A 19,613-nucleotide genomic window follows, 5' to 3' on the forward strand; every position below is an offset into this window, starting at 1 on the left:
AGGGTTAACGAGCGGGCCGGTGCCGTTCCGGGCGGCTAGCCTGCCTGGTGTGCCCCGCCTGCTGCTCATCGAGGACGATCTGACCATCCGGACCCCGCTGGTCCGGGCACTGCGGGACCGGGGCCACGCCGTGGCGGCCGCCTCGACCGCGATGGACGGGCTGCGGGACGCCCTCGACAACCGGCCGGACCTGGTCGTACTCGATCTCGGCCTGCCCGATCTCGACGGTCGGGAGTTGCTACGGATGCTGCGTGCGGTCAGCCCGGTGCCGGTGATCGTGGCGACCGCGCGGGACGACGAGACCGAGATCGTCCGGGTCCTCGACGCGGGAGCGGACGACTACGTGGTGAAGCCGTTCACCGCCGCCCAGCTCGACGCGCGGGTCCGGGCGGTGCTGCGGCGTGCCGCCTCGGTCGCCGGGGCCGACGATTCGGCGTTGGTCGTGGGCGGACTGCGGGTCGACCCGCGCTCCCGCCAGGTGACCCTGGACGGTGCGCCGGTCGAACTGACCCCACGCGAGTTCGACCTGCTGCACCACCTGGCCGCCCGTCCCGGCGAGGTGGTCACCAAGCGCGAGCTGTTGACCGAGGTGTGGCAGATCCCGTACGGCGGCGCGGACAAGACCGTCGACGTGCACCTGTCGTGGCTGCGCCGGAAGCTGGGTGAGAACGCCCAGCAGCCCCGCTACCTGCACACCGTCCGAGGGGTGGGGGTACGCCTGGCCGCGCCGGAGGAGGTCGGGTGAGGGCGCGACTGGCCCTGCTGGCCGCCGCGGTCAGCGTGCTCACCCTGGTCGCCTTCCTGGTGCCGCTCGCGCTGCTGGTCCGTACCGTCGCCGAGGACCGGGCCACCGTGCGGGCCACCGCTGACGCGCAGAGCCTGGTCCCGGTGGTGGGCACCGCCGACCCGGCGACGATCCGGCTGACCGTCGAGCAGCTCGCCGCCGACTCCGACCGGCCCGTCAGCGTCTTCCTGCCCGACGGCACCGTGCTCGGCACCTCGGCGCCGCGTACCCCGGCGGTGGAGCTGGCGGCGCGCGGCCAGAGCCTCACCGCCGAGTCGGCGGAGGGACGCGAGGTGGTGATCGCGGTGCAGGGCCGACCGGACGGCACCGGCGTGATCCGCACTGTGGTGCCGGGCGCGGAGCTGACCGCCGGGGTGGGCCGCGCCTGGCTGGTGCTCGCCCTGCTCGGCGTGCTCCTGGTGGTGATCGGGCTGGTGGTGGCGGACCGGCTGGCCCGCACCCTGGTCCGGCCGATCAGTGAGTTGTCCGCGGTGTCGCACCGGCTCGCCAACGCCGAGTTGGACGCCCGGGTGACCCCCGCCGGTCCGACCGAACTGCGCGAGGTGGCCGGCGCGCTCAACCATCTGGCCGGCCGGATCCAGGAACTGCTGTCCCAGGAACGCGAGCAGGTGGCCGACCTGTCGCACCGGCTGCGTACCCCGCTGACCGCATTGCGGCTGGAAGCCGAGTCGCTGGGCGACCCGCAGGACGCGGTCCGGATCACCGCTGCCGTGGACGGTCTGGAACGGGCCGTGACCGGCCTGATCCGCCAGGCCCGCAGGCAGCGGCCGGTGACCGGTCCGACGGGGTGCGACGCGGCGGCGGTGGTCGCCGACCGGGTGGAGTTCTGGTCGGTGCTGGCCGAGGACACCGGACGGACGGTCCACCGGGAACTGGCGTCCGGACCGTTGCCGGTCGCGGTGTCCGCCGACGACCTGGCGGCGGCGGTCGACGCGCTGCTCGGCAACGTGTTCGCGCACACCCCGGACGGCACCCCGTTCACCGTGCGGCTCGCCGGTGTTCCGGCGGCGCGCGCAGCGGTCGCCGGGTCGCGTGGGGAGGTGCTGCTCAGCGTCGCCGACGAGGGCCCGGGTATGCCGCCGGACACGGTCCGCCGGGGCGCCAGCACGGCCGGGTCGACCGGTCTGGGGCTGGACATCGCCCGCCGGGCGGCGGAGGCCGGTGGCGGACGGCTGGAACTGCGGACCGGCCCGCACGGCGGTGCCGAGGTGCTGCTCCGGCTCGCCGCACCGGCGGCCCCGACCGGCTCCTGAGCACCGGTCGGGTGAGCCGGAACAGGTCTTAACCGGGCCTTAGCCCCGATACAGCGCGCCGCTATCCCGTTCCGGCCGATCCTCGTAGGCAGAACCCGAGGAAAGGTGCGTCGAGATGAAGCGCAAGCCCCTGATCATGGCATCCGTCGGTGGTGCGGCGGTGCTGGCACTGACCGGAGTGGCGATCGGTACCGCCGCCGCCGGGGAGCAACGGGCCGGTCGGACCACCCTGGCCGCCGCGACCACCGCCCCGACGTCGCCGGCCACCCCGACGACCACCCCGGACGGTGGCACCGTCACCCCCACGGCTCCGTCGGCGACCAGCGTCCCCAGCTCGCCGTCCGGCACCACGTCCCCAGCAACCGGTGACAAGGTGGACCGGAAGCGCGCCGAGGAGATCGCGTTGGCCAAGGCCGGCGGCGGCCGGGTCGTCGAGGTGGAGGCCGAGAAGGAGCACGGCCGCGACGTGTGGAGCGTGGAGATCGTCAACGGCTCGACCGAGCACGAGGTCGACGTGGACCGGGCTGACGGCAGCGTGGTCAAGGCCGAGAAGGAGCCGGTCGACGACGACGATGACGACGACCGCGACGACGATGACGACCGCGACGACCGGGACGACGATGACGACGACGACCGGGACGACGACTGACCAGGCCCGACTGACCAGGCCCGACTGACCAGGCCCGACTGACCGGGCCGACCGGCCCGGCTCCGACGGCGTGCCCCGTCGCCGGACCTCCGCCGCCTTCCTGGTGAGCCGCATCGGCCCCGCCTCCCTCGACGGGAGCGGGGCCGATACGCATGTCCTTCGGGCCCCTACCGACCGGGCCAACCTGTGGCAGGGCCGAGGGGTCAGCCCCGCAGAAGCCGGTCGGTCCCGTCGAGCAGGGCGTCCGGGTCCTCCTCGTACCGGTCGTGGTACGGCCACTCGACCTCGGTGAGCCCCACCGGGCCGGGGGCGACCACCAGCCAGCCCCGCTTCCACTCGCCCCCGCTCTCGGTCGCCCGTCGCTGCGAGGTGAAGATCTGCACCCGCAGCCCGTTCTCGGTCAGCCCGAGCCAGTCGGCGAGCCGCTCCCGGAAGGGGTCACCGGGGTAGTCGTTCATGGCGAGGTTGACCTCGACGATGCCACCGGACTCCAGCTTGCGGGGCACGTTGCGGAAGAACGTCTCCAGGATCGGCTCGCCGGCCTCGAGCAGGTCGACGAACTCGTTGCCCTCCTCGTTCGTCGGCGAGTTGAAGACGATCCGGGAGAACCGGCCCTCGGCCGGTTCGAACATGTCGCCCTCACGGAAAGTGACGTTCGTCAGGCCGTTGAGGGCGGCGTTGAGGCGGGACAGCGCCACCGCACGCGGGTTGACGTCCACCCCGAGGACCGACTCGTACCGGTCGGCGAGCACCAGCGAGAGCACCCCGGAGCCGCACCCCATGTCCAGGGCGCGCGCGCCGCCGCGCCGGAGCATCAGCCGGATCAGCAGGTCCGCCTCCCAGAGCGGGTCGACGTACCAACGGTGCTGCACCTCCTCCTCGACGTCCGGGTCGCTGAGCACCACGACGCCGTGCAGTTGGTGGCCACGCAGCGGCGAGGAGAAGGTCGTCCCGTCGTCGACGGCCATGCCGCTGTCGAGCAGCGCCTGCCGGCCGTCCACGCCGACCTCCCGGGTCAGCTCGTCCGGGTCGACCGGCGTGCCGGAAAGCAGGTCGGCGAGCGGGGTGGGGTCGGCCGAGCCGACCACCTTCCGCATGGCGTCGCCGAGCTGTCGAAGTGCCGCCGCGTCGACGCGCTCCGGCTGGATGGTCGAGCCTCCGACGATCATGCGCTACTCCCGAGAGTCGGTTCCAGGCTGGGGATCGGGACGGACGCCGGCCAGAAGACCTCCTGGCGCAACGGCCCCTCCCAGGCCATGAAGTGGGGGTGGTCCACGGAGAGACCGGCCAGTTGCGAGGCGTGACAGCGAAGCATAGCGATCTTCAACCGCATCGTGGAGTCGTCCAGTCGGCTGATCCGGGGGCTGGTCACGTCCACGAGGTGGGCCAGGGCGGCGAGCTGCGGTTCCCACCGGTCGGCGGGGGGCCGCTCCCGGTCGGTGGCATCCCATCCGGAGCCGAAGGCGTACGGACAGTCGGCGTAGAAGGTCAGCTGGCAGCCGGTCCCGGCCGCCGCGGTCAGCACCGCGTCCCGGGTGCCGACGTGGTCCGGGTGGTCGCCGATGCCGACCGGGGCCCAGACCCGTACGCCGGGCCGGAACAGGGGAGCCAGCGCCGCCACCACCGTCTCGGACGGGAAGTCGGCCCGGTACGGCGAGTCCGGCACGGGGAGGTGGGTCACCCGGTTGCCGGCGAGGGCGGCGGCGGCGCGGTCCTCCGCCGCGCGTCCCACGGCGGCGGCCGGGCCGGACTCGAAACCGCACAGGCGGTCCCACTCGTCGTCACCTTCGGTCGGCGTTCCACCGCAGACGGTCACCAGGAGCACCGATTGCCCCGCGCGCAGCACCGACGCGAGCGAGAGGGCGCCGTCGTCGAAATGTGGCGAAACGACGATGTCCGTTATCGTCGAGTGATCCTGGTCAGGCATTCGACGCCCTTTCGAGCGATTGTGGCGGAAGCAAGACGGGATCTGTTTCGGATAATTGTCGTGGACGGTATTCGCCAAGAGGTATCGGGAGGTCCCGACGGAGTTCGATCTTAAGTATGCGTCGATAGGGTGTCAAGTATTCCATTGGTGACAATGTGTAGCCGGAATGGCGAGGTTGGGTGGCCCGCTGATTCCGCGTCCGTACCGTCCGGTTCCGATTACCCGCCGTGGCCCGGTCCCGGGCCGGGAAAATGACCGGTGGGCCCGGAAAACCCCGCATGGTCCGTAGGCCGGCGGCTGGCGGCCGGTGACTGGCGATACAGTTGGCGCCGACGGCACGGAGGGTGACAGGTGGCAGAGGCGGACGGAACGCGACGGTCGGGTGCTGCCGACGTCGGCACCCTCTACCTGGTGCCCACCCCGATCGGCCACCCCGGCGACATCACCCTGCGGGCGATCGAGGTCCTCGGCCGGGTCGGTGTCGTCGCCTCGGAGGACACCCGGCACACCCGCCGCCTGCTCCAGTCCCTGGAGATCGACACCCGCCTGCTGAGTTACCACGACCACAACGAGGAGTCGCGCAGCCAGCAGCTGCTCGGGCTGCTCCGGGAGGGCACGGACGTCGCTCTCGTCTCCGACGCGGGTACGCCGCTGGTCAACGACCCGGGCTACCGGCTGGTCGTGGCGGCCATCGAGGCCGATGTGCCGGTCCGCCCGCTGCCCGGCGCGACCGCCTCGGTGACCGCGCTGATCGGTTCCGGGCTGCCGAACCACCAGTTCCACTATGTCGGGTTCCTGCCTCGGAAGGAGGCGGCGCGGCGGACCGCCCTGACCTCGCTCCGGTCGAGCGTGGCCACCCTGGTCTTCTTCGAGGCGCCGCACCGGATCGTCGCGATGCTCGAGGACGTCCGCGCGGTGCTCGGCGACCGTCCGGCGGCACTGGCCCGCAACCTGACCAAGGACGACGAGGAGTTCCTCCGTGGTCCACTCTCCGAACTCGTCGCCCGTCTCGACGCGGAAGAGGTGGTCCGGGGGCAGTTCACCGTGGTCGTCGCCGGTGCCGGTGACCAGCCCGCGGACGAGGAGCACGCGCTGGCCCACCGGCTCACCGAGACGCTGGTGCGCCACGGCGCCGACTCCCGGCTCGTCCGCGAGGTGGTCCGGGAGGTGACCGGGCTGCCCCGGAACTGGGTCTACGAGCAGGTGCGCCTGGCGGTGCAGCAGTGGGACGCGGGCGCTGCGGAGCGGTCTGCCGGGGCTGGCCGTGCCGGTGACCGGAAGAGCGGATAGCGACTCCCGGGCGGGACTGCGGTAACGTATCGATTGTGTGCCGTCACCATCCGTCATTATAGAACTGGGAAAATGTCGGAGGCGTCGGGAATAGGGGAAGTGTCCGACGCGTCCGCGTATCCCGGCCGGGCAGATCGCCAATTCCGGACCGACCGGTCGGCCATGGCCGCCCATGTGGACGGTCTACGATCCCGCTGTTAAAGTCGGAGGCCGGTGTTGCCTCGGATGTTAGGTGGCGATGCGATAGACCGGCAGCGATGCGACCGGCCAGCGGCGAGCGAGCTGGCTGTTGACGTGCACGCGGCCGGGGTCGGCCACACCAATCGCGCCCAGCGCGCCAGGACGCGCGTAGATCCGCGACTGTTGGTTCAGGCCTCCGTGAATGCACCCGATCTGGGGCTGATCAAGCGGCAACCCGCTTGACAGTTTAATTAGCATTGAACTAGTCGAATGGCGGCCATTCTCGCCGCATTCGGCGGTCGACTGCTTGGTATTTGTCCGTAACCTCAAGAGTCGAGGAAAGGTCATGAAGAATCTGCGATTAGCTTCCCTGGTCGAGCGCATGTCGCGTGGGAGCGCGCCGAGCGCGCTCGACCCGACGGAGCGGTCCCGGGCATCGCGTGGGACGAAGACCGAGATCGACTGGACGGGTATCCACAATCCCGACTTCGTCGCACTCGGGCTGGGCGGGACCAGCATGATGGCGATGCTGTGGTCGGTGGCCAACGGTCGCCGCTGCGTCGGCGTCGAACTGCGTGGTGACCCCTCGCTCGGTGTCCACTGGAACATCCGTGAGGACTTCTGGCACCACCTCGGTCTGATCGACCAGCTCATGCTCGAGCGGTACGGCGAGGAGGGCATCCCCCGCAAGGGTGACGGCCGGCTCTTCAAGCTCCGCGAGACCTTCTACAGCGCGGTCACCGAGCCGGGCGACGTGTACGCCGACGAGATCATCTCCGGTGGTGAGGAGTCGCACGTATCGGGCCTGATCCACCACACCGAGTTCATCGACGACCGGTGGACGGACGGCACGCCGAAGCGGGTGCTCACCGTCCTCCAGCCGGCCAAGCCGCCGGCCGAGCACGACCCCGAGAAGGTCGGCCGGGACATGGTCACCGTCCTCGACGGTCCGTCCACGTTCCAGGCCGGCGCCTCCGAGGTGCTGATCATGCTGCGCCGCTACCTCGAGCTGATCGAGGAGATGGACATCGCCGCCGGCGTGACGCCGCGGGTCCGGCTCTTCCTGTCGCACCGGGTCGCCGTCGGCGACGAGGGAGACGGTGACGGCTTCCTCAAGTGGATGCGGCAGGAGGACGGCTTCGTCAGCCTCCCGGACGGGCGCAAGCGCCTCATCATCGAGGAGGTCCAGGAACTCGACTACCGGGGCCGGTACCGCCGGATCCGCAAGCCCGGGACCCCGCTGATCGACCTGGGCGTCCCCGAGCTGTTCATGATCGCGCAGGGCTTCGACAGCAGCGACGCGGACCGGCTCGGCTTCCGCCAGGAGGACGTCGCGGTCGACCACCACGACGGCCGTGGAGCGGTCGTGGCCCAGGCCGACTACCTCGCGGGCTACCTCGAACTGCACGTCGGCGCCCGGCTCCGTCGCCGGATCGCCTCCGAGTTCGACCGCGAGGGCAACGAGTACTGGGTCCGCCAGATCGCGGTGGGCCACGAGGACGACCCCGAGGTGGGGTGGATCCTGGTCCAGGTGCCGGACTTCAAGACCTTCGACCCGATCCTGGCCGGGCTGGTCCCGCCGGGCACGCCGAAGCGGTCCAAGGAGTACCTGAACGCGTACCAGCAGCTGCTGCGCGAGTTCTACCTGGAGCAGGTCTCGCTGATCACCGAGATCCCCGTCTCCGATCTGGAGAAGGTCCAGGCCCCGTACGGCCCGAAGCTGTTCAGCCTGATCGAGCGGATCGGCGCGGACGCGCTGGTCGCCGCGAACGGCGTGGTGGCCGGGGACTCCTTCGGCAACGGCCACTTCATGACCAGCGGTGGCGCGATCACCGGCATGGTGGGCCACAGTTCCCGGGTGCTCCGCTACTGGCAGGCCCGCGACGCGGGGGTCAGCCAGCAGCAGGCGATCCGCGAGCTGGCCGACCAGATCAAGGTGGACACCCTCGGCTGGCTCCAGGTCAGCGCGCAGGAGTTCAGCCAGGCCGTGCCGATCAACTTCGGTGAGGAGCGGATCAAGGAGATCGAGAAGCAGACCGGACGTTCCTCCGGCGAGCGGGCGAACACGATCGACGCGACCCGGCGGCACCGGCACTCGCTCGTGCCGCTCGACCCGTCGGACTGGCGGCGACTCTCGGTGCGTAGTGGCCGGCTGCACAGCAGCGAACTGCCGCCGCTCATGACGACCCACCCGGCCGAACGGCAGATGATGCCCGACGACATGTCCGGAATGGGTGACGACATGCGGGAGACCGTCGCTGCCGGGGCCGGTTCGGCGTCGTGACCAAGCTCAACCAACCCCGGGGTGACTCGTACGGCGGCGGGGGAGAGACGGTCGTCCTGCGCGACACCGCGCAGCCGTTGCGCAGCCTGCGGGAGCGTCAGCTCGCGCTGATCGTGCTCTGCGTGGGCGTCCTGATCTCCGTCGTCGACGGCTCCGCCGTGTACGTCGCCCTACCGTCCATCCAGGAAGGCCTGGGGTTCTCCCAGGCCGACCTGGCCTGGGTGGTGAACGCCTACCTCATCCCGTTCGGCGGGCTGCTGCTCTTCGCCGGCCGGCTCGGCGACCTGATCGGCACCAAGCGCGTCTTCCTCAGCGGGCTCGGTCTGTTCACGGCCGCCTCGGTCGTCTGTGGCCTGGCCACCGACCAGGCGGTGCTGGTCGGGGCCCGGTTCGTGCAGGGTGTGGGTGGCGCGTTCACCACCGCGGTCGTGCTCAGCATGATCGTCACCATGTTCCCGAAGCCCCGCGAGCAGGCCCGGGCGCTCGGCTTCTACGCCTTCGTGGCGGCGTCGGGAGCCGCGCTCGGCCAGCTCGCCGGCGCGGCGCTGACCGCGTCGCTCAGCTGGCACTGGATCTTCTTCGTCAACGTCCCGATCGGGCTGGTCACCATCGTGGCGGCCGTCCGGCTGCTGGACAACGTCCGGGACGCCTCGGCCGGTGCGGGCATCGACTGGATCGGGGCGCTTGCCCTGGTCGGTTCGCTGATGCTGACGGTCTACGCCATCGTGCAGGCCGACGCCGGTGGGGCCCGGACGGCGCTGTTCGGCGGTCTGGCGCTGCTGCTGATGGCCGGCTTCGTCCTCTGGCAGCGGCGGGCCCGTAACCCGCTGGTGCCGGGCGAGGTGCTCCGCGCGCGGAACGTCGCCTGGTCGAACATCGTCCTGGCGCTGATGGTCGCCGGTCCGACCGCGATGTTCTTCCTCTGCGCGCTCTACCTGCAGAACGTCCTCGGCTTCACCGTGATGGAGCTGGGCTTCGCGTTCGTGCCGGCCGCGGTCGCGATCGGGGTCGGCTCGCTGAAGGTCGCCCCCCGGCTGGCCCGCAAGCGGGACGCCAAGACGCTGCTCCTCCCCGCGATGGGGCTGATGGCCGTCGGACTGCTGCTGCTCGCCCGGATCCCGGCCGACGGCAACTACTGGATCGACGTGCTGCCGGCCGTGCTGCTGATCGGCACCGGTTCCGGGCTCGCGACACCTCCGGTGCTGCGGATCGCCCTGGCCGAGGCCACGCTGAAGGACAGCGGCATCCGGTCCGGCCTGCTGAACACCACCCAGCAGCTCGGCTCGGCGATCGGCCTGGCGGTGCTGGCCCCGGTGGCGGCCAACGTCACCGAGTCCGCCCTCTCCCGGGGCGAGACGACGGCGGCGGCCCTGACCGACGGCTTCCAGATGGCGTTCCTGGTCGGCTTCGGCACGATGGTGGCCGCCATGCTGCTCGCCGCCTTCGCGGTGGAGAGCGAGGTGCCCAAGACCGCGCCCGACTCGCTGGACGAGACGTCCTCGACGTCGCCGAACCGGCAGGTCGACCCGACCGGCGCGGCCGATCCGGACTTCCTCGCGGTGGGCCTCGGTGGCACCAACATGATGGCGATGCTCTGGTCGATCGCCATGGGCCGGCGCGCGGTCGGCGTCGAGTTGCGGGGCGACCCGTACCTCACGCTGATGCAGTGGAAGATCAGTGCCGACATCTACCACCACCTGGCGGTCATCGACCGGATGATGGTGGAGCGGTACGGCGAGGAGGGCATCCCCCGCCGGATCGACGGCAAGCCGTTCATCCTGCACGAGGTCTTCTACCGGACCGACGCCGAGGACGGCGCCGAGGCCCGGACCGACGAGATCCTCTACGGGTGGGCCGACTCGTGCGTCGGTGGGCTCGTCCGGACGGCGGAGTTCGTCGACGACCGATGGGTGGACGGCAAGCCGCACCGGGCGGTCACCGTGACGCACCCGCAGGCGCCGTCCATGGAGCACGGGCCGGAGACCGTCGGCCGCAGCATGGAGGACGTCTTCGCCGAGGCCCCCGCCTTCCAGGTCAACGCGGAGGATCTGCTGATCCTGCTCCGCCGGTACCTGGAGGAGATGGAGCGGATGGACCTCGACGCCGGTCGGGAACCACGCTGTCGGCTCTTCACGTACCACCGGGTGGCCGAGCCGAGCCGGCCGACCGGCTGGCAGCGCTGGACGCGTCGGGAAGCGCCGCAGGAGTACGGCCTCGTCCGGGGCGCGGACGGCCGGCTGCGGGTCCGGATCGAGGCGATCCGGGAGATCGACGAGAAGGGCACCTACCGGCGGATCCGGGCCCGGGGCACCGAACTGGTCGACCTGGGCACGCCCGGACTGATCATGGTTGCCGAGGGGGTGGAGAGCACCGACGCCAAGCGGCTCGGGTTCACCCAGGACCGCGTCATGATCGACCACCAGGACGGTCGTGGTCCGCTCCTGGCGCAGGCCGACTACATCGTCGGACTGATCGCCGTCAACGTCGCGGCGAACTCCCGCCAGCGCATCGCCTCCGCGTTCGACAAGCAGGGCAACGAGTACTGGGTCCGGCAGATGACGCTCGGACACGACGGGTTCAGTGAGACCGGCTGGACGATCCTGGAGGTGCCGGACTACCGGACCTTCGACCCGATCCAGGCCGGCATGGTGCCGGCGGGCACCCGGCGGGACTCCGTCGAGTACTTCGGCGCGCACCGGTACCTGATCCGGGACTACTTCCTCGACCAGGTGTCGCTGCTCACCGAGATCCCGCGCCGGGAACTCGTCCGTACCCTCAGCCTCGCCACCCCGAAGCTGGTCAGCAACGTGGAACGGATCGGGCGGGACGCGCTGGTCGCGGCGAACTGCGTGGTCGCCGGCGACTCCTTCGGCAACGGCAGTTTCCTGCTCAGCCGGGGCTCCACGACCGGCATTATCGGGCACGCCGCCCGGGTCTACCGCTACTGGCAGGACCGGGACGAGGGGACCCCCCACGAGACGGCCGTGCGCCAGCTCGCCGACAGCATCCGGGAGGACACCGCCGCCTGGTTGCGTGTCAGCGAGCCGGACTTCGCCCAACCGGGGCACGTCAAGGCGGGCACCGATCCGCAGACCGGGGAGCAGCTCGACCCGGTTGCCCGGGAGAAGATCCTGGAGGAGACCCGGCAGCACCGCCGGTCCATCGTCAAGACCAGCAACCGGTTGGACGACTTCGGTCGGCTGAACGTGTTCCCGGGCCGCCTGCAGCTCCTCGGCCTGCATCCGCTGCACTCGCTGCCGCCCGAGCTGCGCACGGAGCAGATGGATGAACCGATGATGATGGCGGACGCGTCCACAACCCCGATGACGGGTCAGGACGCCCCGATGGCGACGGCCGAGGGGGAGACCCCGATGGCCGGCGAGGGGGACCGGGTCAGCGAATCCCGGATGTGACACCCGTCAGGAGGGCCGGGCCACCACGGTGGTCCGGCCCTTCGGCGTACGTAGCGGGACGGAACACCGCCCGGTGGGTCAGTCCCCCCGGTACACGCAGCCGGAGGTGCAGGTCTCCCGCACCGACACCGCCGAGAGCGGCAGCCGGTCGGCCAACCGGTCCCAGATCCAGCGGGCGAGCGTCTCGCTGGTCGGGTTCTCCAGCCCCGGCACCTCGTTGAGGTAGTGGTGGTCGAGTTGGTCCCGCACCGGCTCGAACGCCCGCTTGAGGTCCCCGAAGTCCATCACCCAGCCGGCCTGCGGGTCGACGTCGCCGCTGACGTGCACGGCCACCCGGTACGAGTGACCGTGCAGCCGGGCGCACTTGTGCCCCTCGGGCACGTTCGGCAGCCGGTGGGCGGCCTCGAAGGTGAACTCCCGGAAGATCTCCATCAGGCGATTCCAATGTACTTGTGGGTCTGCAGGCTCAGTCGCCACTGCGGGTGCTCCAGGCAGTACCGCACGGCGGCCTCGGTGTTGGCGACCCGGTCCGGGCCGTCCATCGGCTGGAGCATGAAGTGGGTGAAGTCGAGGTGCTCGAAACGGGCCGGCTCCGCCCCCGGCTGCGGGTAGACGAGCTTGAGGTCGTCGCCCCGGGTGAGCACCACCTCCGCGCCGGCCTTGGGGCTGACGCAGGTCCAGTCGATGCCGGGGGGCGCCGGCCGGGTGCCGTTGGTCTCCACCGCGACCTCGAAGCCCGCGTCGTGCAGGGCGGACACGGCCGCCTCGTCGAGTTGCAGCAGCGGCTCGCCGCCGGTGCACACCACGTACGGGCGACTGCGTGGGTGGGCCTGCCCCTGCCAGGCGGCGGCGACGGCGGCGGCCAGCTCGGCGGCGGTCCCGAAGCGGCCCCCACCGGGGCCGTCGGTGCCGACGAAGTCGGTGTCGCAGAACCGGCAGATCGCCCGGTGCCGCTCCTCCTCCCGCCCGGTCCACAGGTTGCAACTGGTGAAGCGGCAGAAGACGGCGGGCCGGCCGGCGTGCGTGCCCTCGCCCTGGAGGGTGTAGAAGATCTCCTTGATGCGGTACACGTCGGTCATCCGGTGGCGGACAGGGCGGGGTCGGTCAGCCCGAGTTCGGCGAAACCCCGTCCCCGCAGCAGGCAGGAGTCGCAGCTGCCGCAGGCGCGGCCGTCGACCGGGTCGTAGCAGCTGTGCGTCCAGGCGTAGTCGACGCCCAGCTCCAGGCCCCTGCGGATGGTCTCGGCCTTGGTGAGCTGGATCAGCGGGGTGTGGATGCGCAGCCGCTGCCGCCCCTCGACGCCGGCCTTGGTGGCCAGGTTGGCCATCGTCTCGTAGGCGGCGACGTACTCCGGACGGCAGTCCGGGTAGCCGCTGTAATCCAGCGCGCTGACCCCGATGAAGATGTCCGAGGCGTCCAGGGTCTCCGCCCAGGCCAGGGCGAACGACAGGAAGATGGTGTTCCGGGCGGGCACGTAGGTGACCGGGATCTCGTCGCCCAGCTCGTCGGCGCTGTCGTGGTGCGGTACGGCGAGCGTGTCGTCGGTCAGCGCCGAGCCCCCGAAGACCCGCAGGTCGATGTCGGCGACCACGTGCCGGGTCGCGCCCAGGGCCTTCGCCACCCGGGCGGCGGCCTCCAGCTCGACGGTGTGCCGCTGGCCGTAGCGGAAGCTGAGCGCGTGCGCTTCGTACCCCTCGTGCACGGCCATCGCGAGCACCGTGGCGGAGTCGAGCCCACCGCTGAGCAGCACCACGGCCCTGCGCTTCTCCGTCGGCACGCGCCGCCACCACCCTTCACCCTCGTCCACGGGCACGGTCGTACCCGGCGGTAAGCCTACTCAGCGTTCAGGCGTGGAACCGGCTCAGGGCGTGGTCCTGCGGTACGTGACACACCGGCGACGGGGCGTTCCCGCCGCCGGTGTGTCGCGGTCGTCGGTCAGGACTTGCCCGACGGCACCTCCTGCCCAGTGGCGGCGGCGTCCGTGGCGTCGCCCTGCGTGGGCGTGCGCCGGGCGGCCGCACCGGACGGCACGGTGACCGAGGGGATGTCGAACAGGCTTCCGGGCGCCCGGGGCAGCCCCCTGGGCAGCAGCGGCACCGCCATGGCCGTGGTGAGCAGGGCCATCAGCACCATCATGGTGAACATCTCGCCGTCCAGCACACCCAGGGAGAGACCGATGTTGAGGATCACCAGCTCGGTCAGGCCCCGGGTGTTCATGAGCAGCCCGACCGCGTACGACTCCTGCCAGTTCATGCCGGACAACCGGGCGGCGAAGCCTGCGGCGACGAGCTTGCCGACGATGGCGGCGACCATGATGATCGCCAGCTCGCCCAGGCCGGTCCAACCGAGGGCGCCGATGTTGACGTTGAGCCCGGTGACGATGAAGAAGATCGGCAGCAGCAGGCGGGTGGTGCTTTCCAGCGGGATGTGCAGGCTCGCGGCGAGCAGCGCCCGCGGTTCCCGGGGCATCACCAGACCGAAGGCGAAGGCCCCGAAGACCGCGTGGACCCCGATCCACGACGTGGCGTAGGCGGAGAGGAACGCCCCGGCGGCGATCAGCGGGACGAGGAAGGGCGAGGCCGTGCCGCCCCGGATGAGCCGGGCGACGAGCCGGCGCAGCAGTGGCCGGACCGCGAAGACCATCAGCGCCACGTAGAGCAGGAAGAGCCCGAGGACGGTCACCAGGGTCCCGGTGCCGTCACCGCCCGCCCCGAAGATGACCACGATGAACGCCAGCAGCGTCCAGGCCATCACGTCGTCCAGCGCGGCGGCGGCCAGGGAGAGGGCACCGACCCGGGTCCGGGCCAGGCCGGTCTCGGTGAGGAGCCGGGCCAGCACCGGGAACGCGGTGATCGACATTGCGATGCCCAGGAAGGCGGCGAAGTAGCCGAAGGAGATCTTCTCCCCGTCGACGACGTCGTGCCGGTCGTAGAGCAGGGCCGCCGCGCCGATGCCGAGCGTGAACGCGAGACCGATCGCGGAGAGCGAGACCGTGGCGACCGACCCGGAGCGGCGCTTGAGCAGTTGGCCGTTGAACTCCCAGCCGACCAGGAACATGAAGAGCAGCAGCCCCACCTGGGAGATCATCGAGAGGTGGGCGCGGAGCTCGACCGGGAAGAGGAAGCCGGTGACGTCTCCGGGCAGCAGTCCGAGGAGGCTCGGTCCGAGCACGATGCCGGCGGTGATCTCACCGATGACCGGCGGCTGCTTCAGCCGGCGGAACAGCATGATCAGCAGTGAGCCGACGATCAGCACGATGGCGATGTCGGCGACGACGATGGCGACCTTGAGGTCGGAATGTACGGAGTCCATCTGGGTCCTTGAGCTGTCGGTACGGGTACCGGTCGGGACCCGCGCCGGTGCTCTCCGGGCATGGACCATCGCCCCACCTGCCGGTGGTGGGACGCGGGACCGGCCCCGGGGACGATTGCTCGTCCCGCCCGGGAGCACACGAGCGCGGGCGTCGCGGAGGAGGGAGGCGGTTCAGGCGCCGGGGCCTCGGGCGCGGCTCCCCCGCCACCGGCCGCGACGATTCACCCGGTGGGAACCGGGCATCGCCCCGAACTCCGGACATAGGCCATCACCGAATGGCCGACATTTGGTGACCAGATGAACGGAACGGAATTGCGGCGCGACGGCGGCAGCGGAGAACAGCGTTTTCGAGACGCGGCACGACGACAGTTCTCGTGATATCTACCGCCACACCCCCAAACTTGTCAGACGGCCCGTGGGCACGACCTCGACACAGCCAAGCCCCGATGCTGGAGGACGTCACCGACAAGTCGGCCGTCAAATCTCCCAGAGGTTGGAGGATCCTTTCGGGACGATAGTTGGGTATAGATGACCTGTCAAGGTGGAATTTCCAGAGCGGAACTTGTTGAGCCTCGATCAACCGGCCTCTAAGGTGTTCGGAGAACATCTCACAGCCGCGTGGGGGGACGAATGCGGGCGCTACAGTTCCACGGAGGACACAAGGCTCAGATCATCGACACTCCCCGCCCGGAGGCACCTCCCGGATGGGCTGTCGTCAAGGTGCACTACTGCTGCCTCTGCGGTAGCGACCTCTGGCTCTACCGAGGCAAGTGGCACGGCAACCGGTACCCGATCGTGCCGGGCCACGAGTGGGCCGGTGTGGTGGACTCCGCCCCGGAGGGTTACGAGTCCTGGGTCGGCCGTCCGGTCACCGGCGATCTGATCGTCGGCTGTCAGGGCTGTGGGCCCTGCCGGGACGGGTTGCCGGTGATGTGCGAGAACCTGATCGAGATCGGCTTCACCGTGGACGGTGGCTGCGCCGGCTACGTGGCGGTGCCGATCACCAACCTCTACCTGCTTCCCGAGGGGATGGACCTCGCCGCGGCGAGCCAGACCGAGCCGCTCGCCGTCGCGCTGCACGCGGTGGACCGGATCAACCTCCGGCCCGCGGAGCGGGTCGCCGTGCTGGGTGCTGGCGGCATCGGCCAGCTTCTCCTCCAGTCGGCCCGGGCGACCGGGGCCACGGTCACGCTCGCCACCGACCTGGTCGCCGAGCGCCGCAAGATCGCCGAGGAGAGCGGTGCCGCCGCTGCGGTGCACCCCAGCGAGCTGCCCGAGCTGACCAGCTACGCGGACAAGGTGGACGTCGTGTTCGAGGCGTCCGGCGACCCGGAGTCGGTCGTCCGCGCGCTCGACCTGGTCCGCCCCGGTGGACGGGTCTGCCTGGTCGGCTACCAGGTGGGCGCCGAGCACGCGCTGGAGACCGCCCGGCTGCCACTGTCGTACGCCAGCCTGGTCGGCGTGATGGGGCCCGGTGGCAAGTACCGGGAAGCCGTGGACCTGCTCGCGAACGGGGCGATCGACACCCAGCCCATCCTCACCGACATCGTCACGCTGGACGACTACGCCCCCGCCATCGACCGTGCCATCAACCGCACGGACGGCACTGTCCGGGTCGTCTTCGACCTGCGGAACGAGTAGTCGACGTACGAGTCGGAACGTGGTGCCGCCATTCATTCGGTACGGCGGCACCACGCCCCGGCCGGTTCCATGGCCGCCGGCCACCAACGGCCGGTGACCCGAATCGTCACCGGCCGTTTCCTTGTTGGCCGTCAGGTGGTCGCCGAAACCGTCCACCGTGGCGGCGGGAAAAGGGCCCGTCGTGCGCCAGAGTTTCTCCGAAGTGGACGGACGGACCCGCTCCGGGTCTTCAGACGGACACGCCGAATCGCATATATTGGCCGATCCTGATTCCGACCATATTGAGTGAGGCTGTCTATGTCTGACACGGCCAAACAAGCGACCGGCGCGGAGGTCAAGCAGCCCGGCGCAGCGGGTCCCAACCGACCGGGACTCGCGCTGACCCTCCTGGCCTCCTGTGCGTTGATGATCGTCCTCGACTCGACGGTGGTCTACGTCGCCCTGCCGCAGATCCAGCAGAGCCTCGAGGTGAGCGCCACCGGGCTGGTCTGGGTGGTCAACGCGTACGCCCTGGCGTTCGGCGGTCTGATGCTGCTCGGCGGCCGGGCCGGCGACATCGTCGGCCAGCGGCGGATCCTCCTCGTCGGGCTGGCGGTCTTCGGCGTCGCCTCGCTGATCTGCGGTCTGGCGACCTCGCCGGAGATGCTGATCGGTGCCCGTGCCCTCCAGGGGATCGGGGCCGCCCTGGTCGCCCCGACGTCGCTCTCGCTGATTCCGATCAACTTCACCGACAACGCGGCCCGGAACAAGGCGATCGGTGTCTACACCGGCATCGCCGCGGCCGGCGGCACGCTCGGCCTGATCCTCGGCGGGGTGCTCAGCGACGCCGCCTCCTGGCGCTGGGTGTTCTTCATCAACGTGCCGGTGGTCGCGCTGGTGCTCCTGCTCGCGCCGCGCGTCCTGCGCGAGAGCCAGCCGCAGCGCGGCTCGTTCGACATCGTCGGGGCGGTGACCTCGACCGGTGCGATGGTCGCCCTGGTGTACGCGCTCGTCCGCACCTCGACCAAGGGTTGGGGCGACCCGGTCGTCCTGGCCTGCCTCGCCGTGGCGGCCGTCCTGTTCACCGTGCTGGTCCTGGCCGAGCGTCGGGCCCGGCAGCCGCTGCTGCCGCTGCGGCTGTTCGCCGACCGGGTCCGGGCCAGCGGCTTCGTCACCCTGCTGTTCTTCCCGGCCGCCTTCGCCGGCATGTTCTTCTTCCTCACCCAGTACTTCCAGGGGGTGTGGAGCTACTCCGCGCTGCGTACCGGGTTCGCCTTCATTCCGGCGGCGGTCCTGGTCCTGGTCGCCGCGATCCTGAGCGGACAGCTGGTACCCAAGCTCGGTCCGAGCGTCGTGGCCGGGATCGGCGCGCTGCTCACCACGCTCGGGATGGTCTGGCTCACCCAGATCTCCGCCGACGGCGGCTACGTCACCTCGCTGCTCGGGCCGCTGGCGATCGCCGGTTTCGGCGCCGGCCTGATCTACTCCTCGGTGACCGCCTCGATCATGTCGAACGTGGCCCCGGAGGTGACCGGCGCGGCGTCCAGCGTGTTGCAGGCGGTCCAGCAGATCGGCCCGGCGCTGGGCCTGGCCGTGCTGGTCACCGCGGCGGGCACGCCTGCCGACCCGGTCGAGGGGATGCGTCGGGCGTTCTGGGTGGCCGCCGTCATCGCCGCGCTGCCGGCCGTCCTCGCCCTGTTCAACCGTCGGTCGCGTACCGAGTGACGTGACCACGCGGGTCGCCGTCCGCCGGACCCGGCGGACGGCGACCCGCGTCCGGACCGGTCACCGACCGGCCCCCTCCGCCGGGACGAGAACGTCCCGGCCCTGGTCCCCTACGTCCAGGGCGCGGCGGCGCGCGACCCGGCGCACCCCGGGCCACCCCCACCCCCCCACGCAATGTGGAGAACGGAGCAGACAGGTGGAGTCGGCAGCAGTGCCCCCCACTCGACCGTCCCTGGTGCTGACCGGGCACCAGGAGGGCGTGATCGGCGCGGTCTTCCACCCCGACGATCATCTGGTCGCCACCAGCGGCGAGGACGGCACCGTCCGCCTCTGGGACGCGACCACCGGCGAGCAGGTCGGCCGGACCCTCACCGGACACACCGACACGGTCTGGCTCGTGGTGTTCGACCCCGAGGGCCGGCTGCTGGCCAGCGCCAGCGAGGACCGGACCGCCCGGATCTGGGACGTCAGCACCGGTGAACAGGTCGGCGAGCCCCTCACCGGGCACACCGCCGGCGTCTACGGCGTGGCCTTCCACCCCGACGGGGGGGTGCTGGCCACCGGCAGCGCCGACCACACCGTACGACTGTGGAAGGTGCCCGGCGGTGAGCCGGTGGGTGAGCCCCTCACCGAGAGCACCGACGAGATCGACGGGGTGGCCTTCCACCCGGACGGCCACCTGGTCGCCTCGACCGGCGACGCGGTGCGTCTCTACGACACCGCGACCGGGCGCCCGGTCGGCACCCCGTTGGTCGGGCACACGAAGGGCGCGGTCAGCGTCGCCTTCAGTCCCGACGGGCGGCTGCTGGCCAGCGGGTCCGACGACCTGACCGTCCGCATCTGGGACCATGCGGCGGGCGGCGCGGCGGTCGAGCCGTTGGTCGGACACACCGACGCGGTGGACGGGGTGGTCTTCCACCCGAACGGTCGTCTGCTGGTCAGCGCGGCCGAGGACTGCACCGTGCGGGTCTGGGACGTCGCCACCGGGCGGCAGGTCGGGGAGGTGGAGACCGGACACACCGCTCCGGTGTGGAACATCGCCTTCGACCGGTCCGGCGAGCGCATCGTCACCGCCAGCCAGGACGGGACCGCCCGGATCCTGCCGTTTCCGGCGTACCCTGCTGCCAGGTGACGGCCGGGACCGCCGTACCCCGC

At 71.0% G+C, this 19,613-nt stretch carries 15 protein-coding genes; 9 read left to right on the plus strand and 6 right to left on the minus strand.

From position 1 onward, the window contains the following. Window positions 1–49: 49 nt before the first annotated feature. The 3 genes from GA0070618_RS11400 (at window position 50) to GA0070618_RS11410 (ending at window position 2,707) form a co-directional block, all read left to right on the plus strand. On the plus strand, window positions 50–745 hold the full coding sequence (locus GA0070618_RS11400) for a response regulator transcription factor (protein WP_088981610.1): 696 nt from the start codon (window positions 50–52) through the stop codon (window positions 743–745). Then, complete coding sequence (locus tag GA0070618_RS11405; RefSeq protein ID WP_088981611.1) at window positions 742–2,058, plus strand: sensor histidine kinase; 1,317 nt, start codon at window positions 742–744, stop codon at window positions 2,056–2,058. The genes GA0070618_RS11400 and GA0070618_RS11405 overlap by 4 nt, the downstream gene beginning before the upstream one ends. 115 nt (window positions 2,059–2,173) lie before the next feature. Continuing rightward, the gene (locus GA0070618_RS11410; RefSeq protein ID WP_088981612.1) at window positions 2,174–2,707 is read left to right on the plus strand and encodes a PepSY domain-containing protein; all 534 of its coding nucleotides are present in this window, start codon (window positions 2,174–2,176) and stop codon (window positions 2,705–2,707) included. A 203-nt stretch (window positions 2,708–2,910) separates the two neighbouring features. Here GA0070618_RS11410 and GA0070618_RS11415 read toward each other — a convergent pair whose 3' ends face one another. Beyond that, on the minus strand, window positions 2,911–3,876 hold the full coding sequence (locus tag GA0070618_RS11415) for a methyltransferase (RefSeq protein WP_088981613.1): 966 nt from the start codon (window positions 3,874–3,876) through the stop codon (window positions 2,911–2,913). Further along, window positions 3,873–4,634: a PIG-L deacetylase family protein gene (locus GA0070618_RS11420; protein WP_088981614.1), complete on the minus strand. Its 762-nt coding sequence runs from the start codon at window positions 4,632–4,634 to the stop codon at window positions 3,873–3,875. The genes GA0070618_RS11415 and GA0070618_RS11420 overlap by 4 nt, the downstream gene beginning before the upstream one ends. A 351-nt stretch (window positions 4,635–4,985) precedes the next feature. Between GA0070618_RS11420 and rsmI the strand changes: the two genes are divergently transcribed. From rsmI to GA0070618_RS11435, 3 genes are all read left to right on the plus strand, one after another. Continuing rightward, window positions 4,986–5,924 carry a 16S rRNA (cytidine(1402)-2'-O)-methyltransferase gene (gene rsmI / locus GA0070618_RS11425; RefSeq protein WP_088981615.1) on the plus strand — a complete coding sequence of 313 codons (939 nt, stop codon included), beginning with the start codon at window positions 4,986–4,988 and terminating at the stop codon, window positions 5,922–5,924. Window positions 5,925–6,450: 526 nt separating this feature from the next. Beyond that, window positions 6,451–8,388, plus strand: a complete 1,938-nt coding sequence (locus tag GA0070618_RS11430; protein ID WP_197701749.1) for a hypothetical protein — start codon at window positions 6,451–6,453, stop codon at window positions 8,386–8,388. Next, window positions 8,385–11,801 (plus strand): MFS transporter, encoded by a 3,417-nt coding sequence (locus GA0070618_RS11435; protein ID WP_088981616.1) that lies wholly within the window; start codon window positions 8,385–8,387, stop codon window positions 11,799–11,801. The genes GA0070618_RS11430 and GA0070618_RS11435 overlap by 4 nt, the downstream gene beginning before the upstream one ends. Window positions 11,802–11,879: 78 nt before the next feature. Here the strand turns inward: GA0070618_RS11435 and queD are convergent, their stop codons facing one another. The 4 genes from queD to GA0070618_RS11455 form a co-directional block, all read right to left on the minus strand. Next, a complete protein-coding gene (queD, locus tag GA0070618_RS11440) occupies window positions 11,880–12,233 on the minus strand; it encodes a 6-carboxytetrahydropterin synthase QueD (RefSeq protein WP_088981617.1) in 354 nt (117 codons plus the stop codon). Then, window positions 12,233–12,880 (minus strand): 7-carboxy-7-deazaguanine synthase, encoded by a 648-nt coding sequence (queE, locus tag GA0070618_RS11445; protein ID WP_088981618.1) that lies wholly within the window; start codon window positions 12,878–12,880, stop codon window positions 12,233–12,235. Before queE ends, queD begins: the two co-directional genes overlap by 1 nt. Further along, window positions 12,877–13,578 carry a 7-cyano-7-deazaguanine synthase QueC gene (gene queC / locus GA0070618_RS11450; protein WP_088981619.1) on the minus strand — a complete coding sequence of 234 codons (702 nt, stop codon included), beginning with the start codon at window positions 13,576–13,578 and terminating at the stop codon, window positions 12,877–12,879. The genes queE and queC overlap by 4 nt, the downstream gene beginning before the upstream one ends. Window positions 13,579–13,736: 158 nt before the next feature. Beyond that, a complete protein-coding gene (locus GA0070618_RS11455; RefSeq protein WP_088981620.1) occupies window positions 13,737–15,113 on the minus strand; it encodes a cation:proton antiporter domain-containing protein in 1,377 nt (458 codons plus the stop codon). A gap of 630 nt (window positions 15,114–15,743) precedes the next feature. Between GA0070618_RS11455 and GA0070618_RS11460 the strand changes: the two genes are divergently transcribed. From GA0070618_RS11460 to GA0070618_RS11470, 3 genes are all read left to right on the plus strand, one after another. Continuing rightward, window positions 15,744–16,754: a zinc-dependent alcohol dehydrogenase gene (locus GA0070618_RS11460; protein ID WP_088981621.1), complete on the plus strand. Its 1,011-nt coding sequence runs from the start codon at window positions 15,744–15,746 to the stop codon at window positions 16,752–16,754. Window positions 16,755–17,051: 297 nt separating this feature from the next. Then, the gene (locus GA0070618_RS11465; protein ID WP_088981622.1) at window positions 17,052–18,458 is read left to right on the plus strand and encodes an MFS transporter; all 1,407 of its coding nucleotides are present in this window, start codon (window positions 17,052–17,054) and stop codon (window positions 18,456–18,458) included. Window positions 18,459–18,669: 211 nt separating this feature from the next. After that, complete coding sequence (locus GA0070618_RS11470) at window positions 18,670–19,590, plus strand: WD40 repeat domain-containing protein (protein WP_231931705.1); 921 nt, start codon at window positions 18,670–18,672, stop codon at window positions 19,588–19,590. Window positions 19,591–19,613: the final 23 nt, after the last annotated feature.

The organism is Micromonospora echinospora (assembly GCF_900091495.1).
Classification (GTDB): domain Bacteria; phylum Actinomycetota; class Actinomycetes; order Mycobacteriales; family Micromonosporaceae; genus Micromonospora; species Micromonospora echinospora.

What these genes read in the sequence shown, in the direction of transcription:
- queD (WP_088981617.1), bottom strand. Translation starts at nt 12,233, where the DNA reads ATGGAGATCTTCCGGGAGTTCACCTTCGAGGCCGCCCACCGGCTGCCG.
- GA0070618_RS11465 (WP_088981622.1), top strand. Translation starts at nt 17,052, where the DNA reads ATGTCTGACACGGCCAAACAAGCGACCGGCGCGGAGGTCAAGCAGCCC.
- GA0070618_RS11455 (WP_088981620.1), bottom strand. Translation starts at nt 15,113, where the DNA reads ATGGACTCCGTACATTCCGACCTCAAGGTCGCCATCGTCGTCGCCGAC.
- GA0070618_RS11460 (WP_088981621.1), top strand. Translation starts at nt 15,744, where the DNA reads ATGCGGGCGCTACAGTTCCACGGAGGACACAAGGCTCAGATCATCGAC.
- queE (WP_088981618.1), bottom strand. Translation starts at nt 12,880, where the DNA reads ATGACCGACGTGTACCGCATCAAGGAGATCTTCTACACCCTCCAGGGC.
- GA0070618_RS11410 (WP_088981612.1), top strand. Translation starts at nt 2,174, where the DNA reads ATGAAGCGCAAGCCCCTGATCATGGCATCCGTCGGTGGTGCGGCGGTG.
- GA0070618_RS11415 (WP_088981613.1), bottom strand. Translation starts at nt 3,876, where the DNA reads ATGATCGTCGGAGGCTCGACCATCCAGCCGGAGCGCGTCGACGCGGCG.
- GA0070618_RS11420 (WP_088981614.1), bottom strand. Translation starts at nt 4,634, where the DNA reads ATGCCTGACCAGGATCACTCGACGATAACGGACATCGTCGTTTCGCCA.
- GA0070618_RS11430 (WP_197701749.1), top strand. Translation starts at nt 6,451, where the DNA reads ATGAAGAATCTGCGATTAGCTTCCCTGGTCGAGCGCATGTCGCGTGGG.